Genomic DNA, 16,311 nt, shown 5'->3' with positions numbered 1-16,311 from the left:
ACGAGGGGGCTATGCGGGGGCCGGCAGGGGCGTGCTTAGCGGAACTGGTCGGGCTTGTAGTAGCCCGAGTTCACCAGCGTGGCGCGCCAGTTGTTGATATCGACCACCGCCGGTTTGAGCAGAAACGCGGGCACGATTTTTTGGCCGTTGTTGTAGGTTTTTTCGTCGTTGATGGTGGGTTTTTTGCCCGACAAAATAGCGTCCACCATGGTGGTGACGACCTGGGCCAACTCGCGGTTGTCTTTGAAAACCGTAGACGTTTGCTCGCCCCGGATGATGGAGCGCACCGAGGGCATCTCGGCATCCTGCCCGGTGACCACCGGCAAGGCCTGGCCGGCTTGGCCGTAGTTGGCTTTTTTCATGGCGGTGATCAGCTCCATGCTGATGCCGTCATAGGGCGAGAGCAGCGCGTCCAGGCGCTGCTTGGTGTAGTGCTTGTCCAGAATCTGCACCAAGCGGGCGCGGGCTACCGAGCCGCTCCAGCGCTGGGTGGCTACCTTCTCCATGCCCATTTGGCCGGAGCCCACCACCAAGCGACCTTTGTCGATATACGGCTTGAGGACCGACATGGCGCCGTCGTAAAAAAAGAAGGCGTTGTTGTCGTCGGAAGAGCCGCCAAACAGCTCGATGGTGAACGGGCCTTTGCCTTTGTCGACGCCAAGGTGCTCAATGATGTAACTGCCCTGCAACACGCCCACCTGAAGGTTGTCAAAAGTGGCGTAGTAATCCACATACGGGGTGTCGCGGATCAGGCGGTCATAGGCGATGACCTTGATTTGCCGGTCGGCCGCTTTCTTCAACACGGGGGCGAGCTTGCTGCCGTCGATAGCGCCGATGACCAGCACCTTCATGTCGGGGCTTTTGAGCATTTCCTCGGTTTGGGTGATCTGGGTGGCCACATCATCGTTGGCGTATTTGAGGTCAGGGCGGTAACCCAGCTTGTCCATGGCGCGCACCATGGCCAGGCCATCCACCACCCAGCGCTGGGAGGTGACGGTGGGCATCAAGATGCCCACACCGCCCTTGTTGTTCTGCGCCTGGGCCCACGGCATGGACACCAACAACAAACTGCTCAAAAAGATCCGTCGAAGGGTGCGCATGCGGTGGGCCTTGCTGCTTATGCCAGTGTGTAAGCCGTCTTCACCGTGGTGAAGAATTCAGCCGCGTATTTGCCCTGCTCGCGCGAGCCGTAGCTGCTGCCTTTGCGCCCGCCGAAGGGCACGTGGTAGTCCACACCCGCAGTGGGCAGGTTCACCATCACCATGCCGGCCTGGCTGTGGCGCTTGAAGTGGGTGGCGTATTTGAGGCTGGTAGTGGCAATGCCGGCAGACAGGCCGAAAGGCGTGTCGTTGGCTACGGCCAAGGCTTCTTCGTAGTCTTTGACGCGGATGACGCTTGCCACCGGGCCGAAGATTTCTTCGCGGTTAATGCGCATGGACGGAGTGCTGTCCACCAGCAGGGCGGGGGCCATGTAGAAGCCCTCGGTATCACGCGTCAAACGTTCACCACCGGTGAGCAGCGTGGCGCCCTCAAGCTTGCCGATTTCCACATACGACAAATCTTGTTCCAACTGGGCTTGGGACACCACGGGGCCAATATCGGTGCCCGCAGCTAGCGCATCACCCACCTTGATGGCGGCCATGCGTTTTTGCATGGCTTCGATGAAGGCGGGATAAATCTTGTCGGTCACGATCAGGCGGCTGGATGCGGTGCAGCGCTGGCCGGTGGAATAAAAGGCGCTCTGCACGCTGAGTTCGACCGCGACGTTGAGGTCAGCATCGTCCAGCACCACTTGGGGGTTCTTGCCACCCATTTCGAGCTGCACTTTTTTCATGTGACCGGCACAAGCGGCGGCAATACGCTGGCCCACGCCTACCGAGCCAGTGAAGCTCACGGCGGTGATACCGGGGTGGTTGACCAAGGCGTCACCAATCACGCGGCCCGAACCCATGACGAGGTTGAACACACCGGCGGGGATGCCGCTGCGGTGGATGATGTCGGCCAGCGCCCAGGCGCAACCGGGTACCAGATCTGCAGGCTTCAAAACTACGCAGTTGCCATAGGCCAGTGCAGGTGCAATCTTCCAGGCGGGGATGGCGATAGGAAAGTTCCAGGGAGTGATCAGGCCGATCACGCCCAAAGGCTCACGGGTGACTTCCACCCCGATGCCGGGGCGCACCGAAGGCAATGTTTCACCGGCCAGGCGCAGGCACTCACCGGCGAAGAACTTGAAGATGTTGCCGGCACGGGCCGCTTCGCCAATGCCTTCAGCGCGGGTCTTGCCCTCTTCACGGGAGAGCAGGGTGCCCAGCTCTTCTTTGCGGGCCAGGATTTCGGTGCCGATTTTGTCGAGCGCGTCGGCGCGGGCCTGGATGCCGCCGGTGGACCAGGCGGGGAAGGCTTTTTGGGCGGCCGCTACCGCCGCATTCAGCTGTGCGACGTCCGCTTGGGCGTATTCGCCCACCACATCGGCGAGGTTGGACGGGTTGATGTTGGCCGAGTAGCCGGTGCCGGCGAGCCATTCGCCGTTGATCAGGTTGTTGTGTTGGGTGGTCATGGTGTGATGAGGTTAGTTAAACGGTGGTCCAGGCGCCGTTGTGACGGCTGGACTCGATGGCGGCGGCCACAAAGCGGATGCCTTGCAGACCGTCGGTCGCATTCGGGAAAAATTGGTTCAGCGGGTCAGGCGTGTTGTCACTGCGTTGCGCGGCAATGGTGTCTGCCGCATTGGTGTACAGATTGGCAAAGGCCTCATGAAAGCCCTCGGGGTGGCCGGCCACGATGCGCGAGGCGCGGGCTGCCAGGGGAAGGGTGCCGGGGCCGTTGGGGGTGCGCACTTGGGCGGGGGCATCTAGCGGTTTGAACTGCAGCACCTGCGGGTGCTCCTGGTGCCATTCCACACTGCCCAGTGAGCCGCTCACGCGGATGCGCAGGCCGTTTTCCACACCGGCTGCGGCCTGTGTGACCCAGAAGCTGCCGCGGGCACCATTGCTCATGCGCAGCATGGCGCCGGCGTAGTCGTGGGTGATGCGGTCGGGCACGATGGTGCCTACATCGGCAGCCACTTCGACCACTTCGAGGCCGGTGATAAAGCGCAGCAGGTTGTGGGCGTGGGTGCCGATATCGCCCATCACGAGCGAGGGGCCGCCACGGGCCGGGTCTTCTTTCCAGGCCTTGCGACCGGGGCCGCCTTTGGCGCGGCCGCCCTGCACGTATTCCACTTGCACCAGGCGGATGTCACCCAACAAACCTTCCATCACCATGGCCTTGGCTTGGCGCACCATGGGGTAGCCGGTGTAGTTATGGGTAAGGCAAAACACCCGACCACTGGACTGCACCTTGGCGTGCAGCGCCTCGGCTTCTTGCAGGGTGTTGGTCATGGGTTTGTCGCAAATGACATCCATACCGTGTTCCAGCGCGAGCATGGAAAAACGGAAATGGCTGTCATTGGGCGTCATGATGGCCACGACCTCCGCACCATCGGCCCGCTGGGCTTCGGCTTCAATCAAAGCGCTGCCATCGGCATAGCAGCGGTCTACCGGAACACCGATGCTTTGACCACCGGCTTTGGATCGCTCGGAGTCTGAAGACAGCGCTGCGGCCACCAGCTCATACCGGTCATCTAGCCGCGCCGCTTGGCGGTGCATCGCACCTATGAAGGAACCGGGGCCTCCACCGATCACGGCCAGTCGCAAGCGGCGACCCAGGAATTGGAAGACGGTGTTTTCTGACATGGGGGCGAGGTCCTTGCAGGGTAGTGAGCGGGTTTACCGGCCCCAGCGCAACACCATGGGGTCCAGACGCTGGGCCGTGTCGATCAAACCGGCGCGGGTGTCGGGGTGCATGGCGGGGAAAGGATGGCGGCCGGCTTCGCAAGCGATGACACCGCCTTCTTTCATCAGGGCCTTCGCGGTGAGTATGCCGCCCTGGCGGTTTTCAAAATTGATGAGCGGCAGCCACTGCTGGTAGTGATCGGCGGCCTCGTCACGACGGCCGGCGGCATAGGCGTCCACAATCTTGCGGATGCCATCGGGGTAGGCACCACCAGTCATGGCGCCGGTGGCGCCGGCGTCCAGATCGGGCATGAGGGTGATGGCTTCTTCGCCATCCCACGGGCCTTCAATAGCCGCACCGCCCACGCGGATGAGTTCGCGCAACTTAGAGGCAGCACCTGCTGTTTCAATCTTGAAGTACGACACCTGCTTGATCTCTTGCGCCATGCGGGCCAAGAAAGGCACCGACAGCGGCGTGCCGCTCACCGGTGCGTCCTGGATCATGATGGGAATATCAATCGCATCCGACAGGCGGGCGAAGTATTCATAAATCTGACCTTCAGGTACACGGATAGTGGCCCCATGGTACGGGGGCATAACCATGACCATGGAGGCACCCAGCTGCTGGGCCTGCACACTGCGCGCGATGGTGACCTGAGTGCTGAAATGGGTGGTAGTCACGATGACCGGCACCCGGCCATTCACATGCGCGAGGATGGTTTTGGTGAGCACTTCGCGCTCGGCATCGGCCAGTACAAACTGCTCGGAAAAGTTGGCAAGGATGCACAGGCCGGTGGAGCCGGCTTCGATCATGAAGTCGACACAGCGTTTCTGGCTGTCCAGGTCCAGCTCACCGGCGTCGTTGAAAGTCGTAGGGACGACAGGAAACACACCCTTGTAGCGGGCGTTAGAGGCGGAATACATGGTGAGTCCTTATTTGTTTTTGTTGTAGACGTCGAAGCAGACGGCTGCCAACAAGACCAGGCCCTTGATGACCTGCTGGTAGTCGATACCGATGCCCATGATGGACATGCCGTTGTTCATGACGCCCATGATGAAAGCGCCGATCACCGCGCCTAGCACCTTGCCCACACCACCGGAGGCGGATGCACCACCGATGAAGCAAGCAGCAATCACGTCGAGCTCAAAACCCAAGCCCGCTTTGGGGGTGGCGGTGTTCAGGCGCGCTGCGAAGATCAGACCGGCGAGCGCAGCCAACACACCCATGTTGATGAAGGTGTAGAAGGTCAAACGCTCGGTGCGGATACCGGAAAGGCGTGCTGCTTTTTCGTTGCCGCCCAAGGCGTAAATGCGGCGGCCGATGGTGGTGCGGGAGGCGATAAAGTCATAGACCAGCATCAACAGCAACATGACGACCAGCACGTTGGGCAGGCCTTTGTACGACGCCAGCTGGTAGCTGAAGGCCACGATCATGGCAACAAAAATCAGGTTGGCAATGGCGAAGAAAGCGATGGGCTCGTTCTCCATGCCATGTGCCGCACGGTCTGCACGGCCGCGCACCTTGGCAATCAACATGACCAAGGCAATCAGCAGGCCGATCACCAGAGTAGCCACACGCAAAGTTTCGCCTGCAAACGGATCAGGAATAAAGCCGGTGCTGAGCAACTGAAACTCGGGCGGGAACGGGCCGACGGATGCGCCTTCGAGCACGGCCAAAGCCAAACCCTTGAAGACCAACATGCCAGCCAGCGTCACGATGAAAGACGGGATCTTGTAGAACGCGACCCAATAGCCCTGGGCTGCGCCGATAACGCCGCCCAGAATCAAACAGACGATGGCGGCGGGCACATAGTGCCAGTTGTAGTTCACCATCAGCACGGCTGCCACCGCACCGATAAAGCCGCACACCGAGCCGACCGACAGGTCAATGTGGCCGGCGACAATAACCAGCAGCATGCCCAGGGCCATCACGATGATGTAGCTGTTTTGCAAAATCAGGTTGGTCAGGTTCAGGGGCTGGAATAAGGTGCCGTCTGTCTGCACCTGGAAAAACACCATGATGATGACCAGTGAAATCAGCAGGCCGTATTCGCGCAGATTGCTTTTCAGGAAAGCCATGCCGCCACCGGTGGCGGGGGCGTTTGTTTCCGGGGTTGTGCTTGTCATTTCAGTTCACTCCTGACGTCACGATAGAACGCATAATTTTTTCTTGTGTTGCCTCTGCAGCCGGGAATTCCGCCACAAAAGCACCTTCATTCAACACACAGATCCGGTCGCACATGCCCAGCAACTCGGGCATCTCGCTGGAGATCATCAGCACGCATTTCCCCTCGGCGGCGAGCTGCGCGATGATGGTGTAAATCTCATACTTGGCACCTACGTCGATACCGCGGGTAGGCTCATCTAGGATCAGCACTTCGGGCTCCGAAAACAGCCACTTGCTTAGCACCACTTTTTGCTGGTTGCCACCCGACAAATTGACGGTGCGGGCAAACACATTGGGGCTGCGGATATTGAGCTTTTTGCGGAAATCCTGGGCCACGCTGAACTCTTTGCCTTCGTCCACCACCGTTTTGTTGGAGACCGCAGGCAGGTTGGCCAGCGTGGTGTTCCAGGCAATGGTTTCGTCCAGCACGAGGCCATAGCCCTTGCGGTCTTCGGTCACATAGGCAATGCCGTGGTCAATGGCTTTTTGCACTGTGCTGGTGTCGACTTCTTTGCCATTGAGCAGCACTTTGCCGCTGATGTTCTGGCCATAGGTGCGGCCGAAGATGCTCATGGCCAGTTCGGTGCGCCCCGCGCCCATGAGGCCGGCAATGCCGACAATCTCGCCGCGTTTCACGTGCAGGTTCACACCCTTGATGACTTTGCGCTCGGGGTGAATGGCGTGGTGCACCACCCAATCGCGCACTTCAAACACGGTGTCACCTACATTGGGCGTGCGCTTGGGATAGCGGTCCGCCATTTCACGCCCGACCATGTGGCGGATGATGAGATCTTCACTGACGGGTTCTGCACGGCAGTCCAGCGTGGCTACCGTCGCACCGTCGCGCAGCACCGTAATGGCGTCTGCGACCTTGGAGATCTCATTGAGCTTGTGCGAAATCAGGATGCAGGAAATGCCCTGGCGCTTGAGTTCGAGCAGCAGTTCCAGTAGCGCATCGCTGTCGGTCTCATTCAGACTGGCGGTGGGCTCATCCAGGATCAGCAGCTTGACCTCTTTGGACAGCGCTTTGGCAATCTCGATGAGCTGCTGTTTGCCCACGCCCAGATTGGTGATCAGGGTGTTGGGGGATTCTTTCAAACCGACTTTGTTCAGCAAAGCCTGCGTTTTGACGTAAGACGCGTTCCAGTCAATCACGCCACCTTTGGCTTGTTCGTTACCGAGAAAAATGTTCTCGGTAATGGAGAGCAGCGGCACCAGGGCCAGCTCCTGGTGGATGATGATGATGCCTTTTTCTTCACTGTCCTGAATACCGCGGAAGCGGCATTCTTCGCCCTGGTAGCGGATGGTGCCTTCGTAGTCGCCGTGGGGGTAAACGCCGCTCAGCACTTTCATCAGGGTGGATTTGCCGGCGCCGTTTTCGCCGACGACGGCGTGGATCTGGCCTTCTTGCACTGTGAGGTTCACATTGCTTAGGGCGGTTACGCCGTGGAATGTCTTGCGCATTCCACGCATTTCTAAAATGGGTTCAGCCATGGTGCCTCAACGATCGTTCTCTTGAACCAGAAGAATGTAAAAAGCCCTGTGCTGTGGGGCACAGGGCCTCTTTACCGCCGCTAAAGATTACTTCAGCTGCTCTTCTTTGATGTATCCGCTACCCACCAACACTTGTTTGTAGTTGGACAAGTCCACAGCCACTGGCTTGAGCAGGTAGGAAGGCACCACCTTGATCTTGTTGTTGTAGGTCTTGGTGTCGTTGATTTCAGGCTGTTTGCCTGTCATCACAGCATCGACCATGTTGGCAGCCACTTTGGCCAGCTCACGGGTATCTTTGAAGATGGTGGAGTACTGTTCCTTGCGGATGATGGACTTCACGGAAGGCACTTCTGCATCCTGGCCGCTCACGAAAGGCATGGGCTGAGCCGCAGTACCGTAACCCACTCCCTTGAGTGCGGACAGGATACCGATGGAGATGCCGTCATACGGAGACAAAACAGCGTTCACTTTGTCTTTGCCGTAGAAGGCGCTCAACAGGTTTTCCATACGGGCTTGTGCCACTTGGCCGTCCCAACGGAGGGTTGCCACTTTTTGCATGCCGGTTTGCTTGGAGCGAACCACCAGCTTGCCGGACTTGATGTACGGGTCCAGCACGGACATGGCGCCGTCGTAGAAGAAGAAGGCGTTGTTGTCGTCAGAGGAGCCACCGAACAATTCGATGTTGAAGGGGCCCTTGCCTTCTTTCAGACCCAGCGCTTTTTCCAGGGACTGGGCTTGCAATACGCCCACTTGGAAGTTGTCGAAGGTGGCGTAGTAATCGACGTTCTTGGAACCGACGATCAGGCGGTCATACGAGATGACCTTGATGCCCTTGTCTGCAGCTTTTTGCAGCACGTTGGTCAGGGTGGTGCCGTCAATCGCGGCAATCACCAACACCTTGGCGCCCTTGGTGATCATGTTTTCGATCTGGGCCAACTGGTTGGGGATGTCGTCTTCGGCGTATTGCAAATCGGCCTTGTAGCCCTTGGCTGCCAAAGCAGCGACCATGCTGTTGCCGTCGGCGATCCAACGGGTAGAGCTCTTGGTGGGCATTGCGACGCCGACCAGGCCCTTGTCTTGTGCATTGGCCACGGTGGTGCCGAATGCCAGACCCATGGCAAGGCTTGCTGCAAGCGCCTTGAGGGTGGTTCTACGTGCTGTCATGAAATGTCTCCTGTGTTTGATTGCTTCTGTCAGATACGTCTTCGCCATTTCGGCTCAGGCGGCAAATCTTACTTACCACATTGATTTATTTCCAATATAGTTTGAGGCTTATTCGATATGCAAATGCAGATTGGTGCTAACCCTAAATGACGAATTACACCCATTGGTTCTTACGTGCAAGGCTCAAAACCAGGCAACTTTTGCTATTGGTCGCATTGGCGGAGGAGGGCAACATCCACCGGGCGGCGCAAGTACTGAACATGACGCAGCCCGCTGCGTCTAAATTGCTGAAAGATCTGGAAGATGTGCTGGGGGTGTCGCTGTTTGAGCGATTGCCCCGCGGCATGCGCCCGACCTGGTACGGCGACACCATGATTCGCCACGCGCGTGCTGCCCTTGCGAGCCTGAATCAGGCCCACGAGGAATTGCAAGCCGCCAAAAACGGACAGTTCGGGCAGGTGAACATCGGCTCCATCACAGCACCCGGATTGGCGCTTTTGCCACCCACAGTGGCAGCGGTCAAGCAAGCGCACCCGAACCTGCAGATCACCATCCAGATCGAACCCAGCAATGTGCTGATCGAAAAACTGAACCGGGGTACCCTGGATATCGTGGTCGGCCGCTTGTCACCCGAGCACGACAAGGCGGCTTTGCGGTACGAAATGGTGGCCGAAGAACCCATTTGTGCAGTAGCCCGCCCGGGGCACCCTTTGCTGACCGCCATCAAGCCAAGCCTGGATGATGTCTTCAAGTTTGGCTGGATCTTGCCCCCGGCGGGCAGCATGCTGCGGCACCGGTTTGACCTGATGATTCAGGAGCTCGGGTTGGAGCAGCCATCGAATAGCGTGGAGACCAGCGCGCTGCTGTTCATCAGCAAAATGATGCAGCAGAGCGACATGGTGAGCGTGATGGCGGTAGACGTCGCGCGGTATTACGCCAACCACGGACTGATGTCGATTTTGCCGGTGGCCATGCCTTGCGAGATGGAGCCCTTCGGGTTCATCACCCGAAGGGACCGGCTTTTGTCGCCCGCCGGCGAGGTGGTTTTGCGCGCGCTGAAAGCCTCTGCCATGACGGTCTACGGCAAAGCTTTCAGCGTGGAGCCCAGCGCAGCGGTCTGAGCCCTGCGGGGCTCAGTTCCAGCCTGCGTCGACTTTGAATTCCTGGGCGGTGCACATCGCGCCGTCGTCAGACGCGAGGAACAGGACCATGCGCGCAACATCGGAAGGTTGGAGTTTGTCCGGCAAACACTGGTTGCGCTGGATGTCGGCTTCGCCTTCGGCATTGAGCCACATGCTGATCTGGCGCTCTGTCATCACCCAGCCGGGCGACACGGTGTTGATGCGGATGCGATCAGCGCCGAGGCTATCTGCCAAACCCCGGGTCAAGCCGTTCACTGACGATTTGGCAATCGCGTAGCAGGGGTAGCCGCTCCCTTTGGTTTGCCAACCGGTGGAGCCGAGATTGATGATGGAGCCGCCGCCGAGCCGTTTCATGCCGGGCACCAGAGACTGAATCGCAAAAAACGCCGGACGCTGGTTGACTGACATGCGCTCATCCCAATACTCGGGGGTGACCGATTCGAGCGTGTGGCGATCGTCGCGCGCCACGTTGTTCACCAATACCGAAAAGTCACCCAGTTCGCGGGCGGCATCGTTGGTTGCCGCCTGTAGCGCTGCCACATCGCGCACATCGCAGGTTCGCCACCAGATTTTTGGCTTGCTACTACTTGCCAGCTTTTCTACCAGTGCGCGGCTTTCGGCCTCGGCCACATCCACAAAGGCCACATGGGCACCTTGTTCGACAAAGGCGGTGACGATGGCCGCACCGATACCGGTGCCGCCACCGGTAATGAAAACGTTTTTACCTTCCAGACTGAGATAACGGGCGAGTTTTGTGGGGTCTGACATCATTTTTTCTCAAATTTGATTGCAATATAGATATATGAACTGTCTCTAAATTCATTTTCTATTATCACTGTGCATTGTTACCATGCCTGCTGTCAAGAACCGGAGGCCCCGCCTCCACCCATAAAGAGGCAACCCCATGGATTCCGAAAAACCCCCATTTCGCCGCAGCCAAGCATGGTTCGGCCGCCAGGACCGCGATGGTTTTGTGCACCGTAGTTGGATCAAGAACCAAGGCTATCCCCACGACTTGCTGGATGGCCGCCCGATCATCGGCATCTGCAACACCTGGAGCGAGTTAACCCCTTGCAATGGCCACTTCCGTGAGTTGGCTGAATTCGTCAAGCGTGGGGTGTACGAAGCAGGCGGTTTCCCGCTCGAGTTTCCAGTGATGTCGCTGGGTGAAACCCAGCTTCGCCCCACGGCCATGTTGTTCCGCAATCTGGCATCGATGGATGTTGAAGAAAGTATCCGTGGCAACCCGATTGACGGCGTGGTGCTGCTCATGGGTTGTGACAAGACAACCCCCTCCTTGATGATGGGTGCAGCCAGCTGTGACCTGCCGACCATCGGTTTGTCGGGCGGCCCCATGCTCAACGGCAAGTTCCGTGGGAAAGATGTGGGCTCCGGCACAGGTGTCTGGCAAATGTCAGAAATGGTGCGCGCCGGTGAGATGACGATGGAAGAATTTTCGTCTTGCGAGAGCGACATGCACCGTTCCAGCGGCACCTGCATGACGATGGGAACTGCGTCCACCATGGCCAGCATGGTGGAAGCGCTCGGCATGGCACTGCCTGAAAATGCAGCCATTCCTGCCGCAGATACACGTCGCAAACGCTTGGCCCAATTGACAGGCCGCCGTATTGTCGAAATGGTCAAGCAAGACATCAAGATGTCGCAGATCATGACGCGACAGGCGTTTGAGAATGCGATCCGCACCAATGCGGCTATTGGTGGCTCCACCAACGCGGTCATTCACTTGCTGGCGATTGCAGGGCGCATTGGCGTCGACTTAAAACTCGAAGACTTCGACAAGCTGGGTTCGGAAGTCAACAACATCCTAAACCTGCAACCGTCGGGCAAGTACCTGATGGAAGATTTTTGCTATGCCGGCGGCTTGCCCGCGGTGATGCGCGAAATTCTGCCGATGCTGCACGGGGATGCGCTCACGGTAAACGGAAAAACCATCCGCGAAAACGTGGCCAACGCCCCTTGCTACAACCGCGACGTGATCAAAACCGTCGACGATCCTTTCATGCCGGCAGCCGGCATTGCAGTGGTCCGTGGCAATCTGGCCCCTAACGGCGCCGTGATCAAACCATCTGCCGCGTCCAAGCATCTGCTGCAACACCGTGGGCCTGCGGTGGTGTTTGAATCGATTGAAGAGTTCCACGCCAAGATTGATGATCCTGACCTGGACATCGATGAAAACAGTGTCATGGTGTTGAAAAACTGTGGCCCGCGCGGTTACCCCGGTATGGCAGAAGTCGGCAATATGCCCCTGCCACCCAAGGTGCTCAAAAAGGGCATCACCGATATGGTCCGCATTTCCGATGCCCGAATGAGTGGTACCGCTTACGGCACAACGGTTTTGCACACTTCTCCGGAAGCGGCGGCTGGCGGCCCATTGGCCGTGGTGCAGAACGGCGACATGATTGAACTCAATGTGCCGGAACGCAAACTGCATCTTGAGATTTCAGACGAAGAACTCGCGCGCCGCTTGGCCCTGTGGAAATCGCCTGAAAAGCCGAAACGCGGTTGGTACAAGCTCTATGTCGAGACCGTGCAGCAAGCGCACTTGGGTGCCGACCTGGACTTTTTGGTGGGCGGAAGCGGAGCGGCTGTTCCGCGCGATTCCCACTAAAAATTGCGTACTGTTTGAAGCCTTGAAGGCCCATAGCGACGGAAACACCGTTGTTATGGGCCTTTTTCGTCGTTGCGACGCTTGCTAATTTGGCCCCGCTATAACCATAAGGAGACAGGCCATGACTATGAAAGATATGAAGATTTCCACGCGCCTGATGGCCGTGATGGGCGGTCTGACTGCACTGCTGGTTGCCGTCGTGGTGCTTGCAATCTCACAGATGCAAGCCATGCGCCACGACACCACCGCCATTACCACCAATTGGCTACCCACTATTGGACTGGTGGGCGATCTGAAAGCGGGCTTGGCGGACTTGCGGGCATGGGAAAGCCAGCACGTGCTCAACACCGATGAAGGTGCCATGGAACGCATCGACAAGTTGGCTTCGCAAGCAGTAGCGACCGTCGAGGCCACACGCCAGGAATACGGCAAGCTGGTGAACGAACCTGAGGAAAAAGCCCTGTTCGCTGCTTTGGAAACCGATTGGAAAGCGTATCAGGCACTTCACGCGCAGCTGATGGATATGTCCACCAAACGCGAAAAGTTCCCGGCCCGCAAGCTGCTGGAAGGGGATGGGAAAGTCTTGTTTGACAAGATCATCGTCACAACCAAAAAGATCTCGGAATACAACCAAACCGGTGCGACGAGTGCCAGCAGCAAAACCGAGAAAAGCTTCCATACCGCGCGCGTTTCCATGCTCACGGCCTTGCTGGTGGGTGCGATTGCTGCAGTTTTCGCCACCTTATGGGTCACCAAGTCGGTGACTAGGCCCATATCGACGGTGATCGATTTGGCTGACAACATCGCAGATGGGGATTTGTCTAAAACCATTACCGTAGATTCAATGAACGAGACAGGCCAACTGCTGGCTGCGTTACAGCGCATGCAAGCCAAACTGGCCAGCGTCGTCTACCAAGTGCGTTCGGGCTCCGAATCTGTCGCCACCGCCAGTTCTGAAATTGCCCAAGGTAACCACGATCTGAGTGCACGTACCGAACAACAAGCCAGCGCCTTGGAAGAAACCGCAGCTTCCATGGAAGAACTCGGCTCCACCGTCAAACAAAACGCCGACTCTGCCCGCCAAGCCAATCAGTTGGCCATGAATGCGTCTACCGTGGCTATTCAAGGTGGCGAAGTGGTGGGCCAAGTGGTGGAGACGATGAAAGGCATCAACGAGTCCAGCCGCAAAATTGCAGACATCATCAGCGTGATTGACGGCATCGCTTTCCAGACCAACATCCTGGCCCTGAACGCCGCAGTCGAAGCGGCCAGGGCCGGTGAGCAGGGAAGAGGCTTTGCGGTGGTAGCTTCCGAAGTCCGTTTACTCGCCGGCCGCAGCGCCGAAGCCGCGAAAGAAATCAAGAGCCTGATCAACGCCAGTGTGGAACGGGTAGAGCAGGGCAGCAGCCTGGTGGACAAGGCTGGCGAGACCATGACCGAAGTCGTCAGCAGCATCCGCCGGGTGACCGACATCATGGGAGCCATCAGCGCGGCGAGCTCTGAGCAGAGTGCCGGTGTCTCCCAAGTTGGAGAAGCGGTTACCCAGATGGACCAAGCTACCCAACAGAACGCCGCCTTGGTGGAGGAAATGGCGGCCGCAGCCAGCAGCTTGAAGAGTCAGGCCAATGACCTGGTACAGGTAGTGGCAACCTTCAAGTTATGAGCCAAATCGGGTTCTAGCGCTCATGAAATCTGCGCAGGATGCTATCAAATCAGGAGCAAATTTAACAGGAGTTTCTACGGTGAACGTAGCCCAGAATCCGTAGACCAAGGCATTGCACCCGGTCGAGCATGGGCGAGGGCCCATGCAAATTCATGCTTTTGCACTCCTCCACCAATCAAAATTGGCGGAGACGCAAGAGAACTGAAGTACCGGCTTGGACGCACTAAAAAGCGCTTTGCGGCCGGTTCCTTTTGCGCTGATCAGCGACGTGGGGTCATCGGGCCGCGGCCTTCGATGTGGCGGAAGTTGATACGACCCTTGCTCAGGTCGTAAGGAGACAACTCGAGGGACACACGGTCACCCGCCAAAATGCGGATGTGGTTCTTGCGCATCTTGCCCGCCGAATAAGCGATCAGCTGGTGACCATTATCCAGAGTCACGCGAAAACGCGTATCGGGCAGAACTTCGTTCACTACGCCCATCATTTCAATCAGATCTTCTTTAGCCATATAACGTCCTCTGAACTTATGTATTACCGGGGACCGACAAGGCCAGAACCCCATGATTGCCTGATGCGATTGCAGCGACTGCAGTTGCATCCAGCGTGAAAAATTTGTCGTGATTGCGCATGATTCGATCGGTAGATGCGTTAACGCTCACGATCGGTGCTTGTGCAGCTGCCTTCCAACACAATGTGACTGGATGCGGGCAACAATGCGGTGTTTGCCGGTGATGACTGGATGCAAATCGTCAATCTAATTTCGGTTCTGAATCAATAAAATACAAACACGCTGGCCACAGCAGAGGCAAGTTGCTCACGAGGAGAAAAACTGCCGTTTTGTGGAATCTATCGCTGCAAGTGGCTTTATTGGAGCCGGATTGGACTCTCCACAGCCGGGAGAATTGTGTTTTTGCATCACGCATTCACACTGCCAATCGCTTTTTGGCGACTCGCTAATGTAGCATGGAGCGCTCAAAAGCGATATTCGGCGGGGATTCCCGGCCGATTGGGTGTGGTTTTCTTAGTGAAACAGCGACAGGCGAGATGATGAAAATTTGTATTCTGGACAACGACACAATCGACGAAGCACTGGTTCCAACCTATCGTAGCTACGGTGCGATGCTGGAAAAGGTTTTGCGTCAGGCGGGCGCAACAGACTGGGCGATGGATCATTTCAGCACCCCCCTCCAGCAATACCCTGCCTCTTTTAACGATTACGACGCTGTCTTGCTAACTGGCAGCAAAGCCGATTCATTTTCTGATGAAGCTTGGGTCGTCGAGCTGCGTCGTCGGGTGACCGAACTCCTGAAGACCGACACCAAATTGCTGGGTATCTGTTTTGGCCATCAATTAATTGCTTATTGTCTTGGAGCTAAGGTGGCAAGAGCTCCCCAAGGCTGGGTGACTGGTCGCAACACCTATCAATGGCATGACGCGGATTTCGCAGCTAGTGGCCGGGAGCAGTTTGCCTTGTTGGCAAGCCATCAAGACCAGGTTCTGGAACTGCCGGAGGGTGCCCGCCTCCTGGCCAGCAGTGACCGCTGCCCGATTGCTGCGTATGCAAAAGGAAATGAAGTATTGTGCATACAGCCGCATCCGGAGTTTGTGGAAGATTACAGCGCCTATCTGCTGAATAAACGCAAACACGTCTTGGGCGAAGCCCATTACGCAGAGAGTATGGAAAGCCTAGAGCACGGGCACGAAGGCCAGGACTTTGCCAAAGTGATGGTCAAGTTTATTGAACAAGCCTAATCTGAGGCTACAACGCCCATCCATTGCGAGAGTTCTATTGCTCGGGCTGCTCCAAAGCCTGAAATCAGGCGTACGGATCGTGGAACCAGACGTACCAATGAAAAATCAGCGAAATCGGTCATGAATGCCATGTCCGGAAACCGAGAGGTATAGATCTCTTTCGTTTTCTCATAGAGTGCTGCATCGCGGTCCACAAAACGAGCTTCCAATTGCAGTGATACGCGTGGCAGCGCATGAACCCCTGTGCCGGCTTGTTCTGGCTGCATGACCATCAAACCAGCTGATGCTTGTTTTCTCAAGTTGGCTGTATGCGTGGACAAGGTACTCACATGGATGACCAAATGACCCGTTTCGCGATCCAAGGCAAACGGCACCATCGATACCTGTGGATCCCCGTGTTCGTCCACGGTCCCCAAGGCGGCAACCCGTTGCTGAAACAGTAGATTTTGCAAAACTGTTTGGTAAGGAGCTTGTTCAGTCATGCTGACATCCTAGCGGCGAAAAAAATGCCCTGACTCCGGGTGGA

Annotated in this window: 14 protein-coding genes; 4 read left to right on the top strand and 10 right to left on the bottom strand. The window is 57.4% G+C overall.

Annotated elements, in window-relative coordinates; translation table 11 throughout:
• Positions 1–35: 35 nt before the first annotated feature.
• The 7 genes from chvE (RAE21_RS16345) to chvE (RAE21_RS16315) form a co-directional block, all read right to left on the bottom strand.
• Positions 36–1,100, bottom strand: coding sequence for a multiple monosaccharide ABC transporter substrate-binding protein (gene chvE, locus RAE21_RS16345; RefSeq protein ID WP_313882267.1), 1,065 nt, complete (start codon positions 1,098–1,100; stop codon positions 36–38).
• A 17-nt stretch (positions 1,101–1,117) separates the two neighbouring features.
• Complete coding sequence (locus tag RAE21_RS16340; RefSeq protein ID WP_313882266.1) at positions 1,118–2,557, bottom strand: aldehyde dehydrogenase family protein; 1,440 nt, start codon at positions 2,555–2,557, stop codon at positions 1,118–1,120.
• A 16-nt stretch (positions 2,558–2,573) separates the two neighbouring features.
• Positions 2,574–3,734, bottom strand: a complete 1,161-nt coding sequence (locus RAE21_RS16335; RefSeq protein ID WP_313882265.1) for a Gfo/Idh/MocA family protein — start codon at positions 3,732–3,734, stop codon at positions 2,574–2,576.
• A 33-nt stretch (positions 3,735–3,767) separates the two neighbouring features.
• A complete protein-coding gene (locus RAE21_RS16330) occupies positions 3,768–4,697 on the bottom strand; it encodes a dihydrodipicolinate synthase family protein (protein WP_313882264.1) in 930 nt (309 codons plus the stop codon).
• Between the two features lie 9 nt (positions 4,698–4,706).
• Positions 4,707–5,900, bottom strand: coding sequence for a multiple monosaccharide ABC transporter permease (mmsB, locus tag RAE21_RS16325; RefSeq protein ID WP_313882263.1), 1,194 nt, complete (start codon positions 5,898–5,900; stop codon positions 4,707–4,709).
• A 1-nt stretch (position 5,901) separates the two neighbouring features.
• A complete protein-coding gene (gene mmsA / locus RAE21_RS16320) occupies positions 5,902–7,434 on the bottom strand; it encodes a multiple monosaccharide ABC transporter ATP-binding protein (protein WP_313882262.1) in 1,533 nt (510 codons plus the stop codon).
• Between the two features lie 87 nt (positions 7,435–7,521).
• On the bottom strand, positions 7,522–8,550 hold the full coding sequence (chvE, locus tag RAE21_RS16315; protein ID WP_313882723.1) for a multiple monosaccharide ABC transporter substrate-binding protein: 1,029 nt from the start codon (positions 8,548–8,550) through the stop codon (positions 7,522–7,524).
• A 194-nt stretch (positions 8,551–8,744) separates the two neighbouring features.
• On the opposite strand from chvE (RAE21_RS16315), the gene RAE21_RS16310 reads away from it, so the two are divergent.
• Complete coding sequence (locus tag RAE21_RS16310) at positions 8,745–9,719, top strand: LysR family transcriptional regulator (protein WP_313874643.1); 975 nt, start codon at positions 8,745–8,747, stop codon at positions 9,717–9,719.
• 12 nt (positions 9,720–9,731) lie between these two features.
• Here RAE21_RS16310 and RAE21_RS16305 read toward each other — a convergent pair whose 3' ends face one another.
• Positions 9,732–10,508, bottom strand: a complete 777-nt coding sequence (locus RAE21_RS16305; protein WP_313882261.1) for an SDR family NAD(P)-dependent oxidoreductase — start codon at positions 10,506–10,508, stop codon at positions 9,732–9,734.
• Between the two features lie 136 nt (positions 10,509–10,644).
• On the opposite strand from RAE21_RS16305, the gene RAE21_RS16300 reads away from it, so the two are divergent.
• Positions 10,645–12,369: an IlvD/Edd family dehydratase gene (locus RAE21_RS16300; protein ID WP_313882260.1), complete on the top strand. Its 1,725-nt coding sequence runs from the start codon at positions 10,645–10,647 to the stop codon at positions 12,367–12,369.
• A 121-nt stretch (positions 12,370–12,490) separates the two neighbouring features.
• On the top strand, positions 12,491–14,032 hold the full coding sequence (locus tag RAE21_RS16295) for a methyl-accepting chemotaxis protein (protein ID WP_313882259.1): 1,542 nt from the start codon (positions 12,491–12,493) through the stop codon (positions 14,030–14,032).
• 260 nt (positions 14,033–14,292) lie between these two features.
• On the opposite strand, the gene infA is transcribed toward RAE21_RS16295, so the two are convergent.
• On the bottom strand, positions 14,293–14,541 hold the full coding sequence (gene infA, locus RAE21_RS16290) for a translation initiation factor IF-1 (protein ID WP_087495722.1): 249 nt from the start codon (positions 14,539–14,541) through the stop codon (positions 14,293–14,295).
• A gap of 455 nt (positions 14,542–14,996) precedes the next feature.
• On the opposite strand from infA, the gene RAE21_RS16285 reads away from it, so the two are divergent.
• The gene (locus tag RAE21_RS16285) at positions 14,997–15,785 is read left to right on the top strand and encodes a glutamine amidotransferase-related protein (protein WP_313882258.1); all 789 of its coding nucleotides are present in this window, start codon (positions 14,997–14,999) and stop codon (positions 15,783–15,785) included.
• Here RAE21_RS16285 and RAE21_RS16280 read toward each other — a convergent pair.
• Complete coding sequence (locus tag RAE21_RS16280) at positions 15,782–16,267, bottom strand: HugZ family pyridoxamine 5'-phosphate oxidase (RefSeq protein WP_313882257.1); 486 nt, start codon at positions 16,265–16,267, stop codon at positions 15,782–15,784. The genes RAE21_RS16285 and RAE21_RS16280 overlap by 4 nt on opposite strands.
• Between the last annotated feature and the right edge of the window lie 44 nt (positions 16,268–16,311).

Source organism: Rhodoferax potami (genome assembly GCF_032193765.1).
Classification (GTDB): domain Bacteria; phylum Pseudomonadota; class Gammaproteobacteria; order Burkholderiales; family Burkholderiaceae_C; genus Allorhodoferax; species Allorhodoferax potami.
The sequence above is the reverse complement of the archived record's forward strand: the minus strand, read 5'-3'. Positions and strand labels throughout refer to the sequence as shown.

Coding starts and splice junctions, on each gene's coding strand:
- chvE (WP_313882267.1), bottom strand. CDS start 1,100: ATGCGCACCCTTCGACGGATCTTTTTGAGCAGTTTGTTGTTGGTGTCC.
- RAE21_RS16340 (WP_313882266.1), bottom strand. CDS start 2,557: ATGACCACCCAACACAACAACCTGATCAACGGCGAATGGCTCGCCGGC.
- RAE21_RS16335 (WP_313882265.1), bottom strand. CDS start 3,734: ATGTCAGAAAACACCGTCTTCCAATTCCTGGGTCGCCGCTTGCGACTG.
- RAE21_RS16330 (WP_313882264.1), bottom strand. CDS start 4,697: ATGTATTCCGCCTCTAACGCCCGCTACAAGGGTGTGTTTCCTGTCGTC.
- mmsB (WP_313882263.1), bottom strand. CDS start 5,900: ATGACAAGCACAACCCCGGAAACAAACGCCCCCGCCACCGGTGGCGGC.
- mmsA (WP_313882262.1), bottom strand. CDS start 7,434: ATGGCTGAACCCATTTTAGAAATGCGTGGAATGCGCAAGACATTCCAC.
- chvE (WP_313882723.1), bottom strand. CDS start 8,550: ATGGGTCTGGCATTCGGCACCACCGTGGCCAATGCACAAGACAAGGGC.
- RAE21_RS16310 (WP_313874643.1), top strand. CDS start 8,745: ATGACGAATTACACCCATTGGTTCTTACGTGCAAGGCTCAAAACCAGG.
- RAE21_RS16305 (WP_313882261.1), bottom strand. CDS start 10,508: ATGTCAGACCCCACAAAACTCGCCCGTTATCTCAGTCTGGAAGGTAAA.
- RAE21_RS16300 (WP_313882260.1), top strand. CDS start 10,645: ATGGATTCCGAAAAACCCCCATTTCGCCGCAGCCAAGCATGGTTCGGC.
- RAE21_RS16295 (WP_313882259.1), top strand. CDS start 12,491: ATGACTATGAAAGATATGAAGATTTCCACGCGCCTGATGGCCGTGATG.
- infA (WP_087495722.1), bottom strand. CDS start 14,541: ATGGCTAAAGAAGATCTGATTGAAATGATGGGCGTAGTGAACGAAGTT.
- RAE21_RS16285 (WP_313882258.1), top strand. CDS start 14,997: ATGGAGCGCTCAAAAGCGATATTCGGCGGGGATTCCCGGCCGATTGGG.
- RAE21_RS16280 (WP_313882257.1), bottom strand. CDS start 16,267: ATGACTGAACAAGCTCCTTACCAAACAGTTTTGCAAAATCTACTGTTT.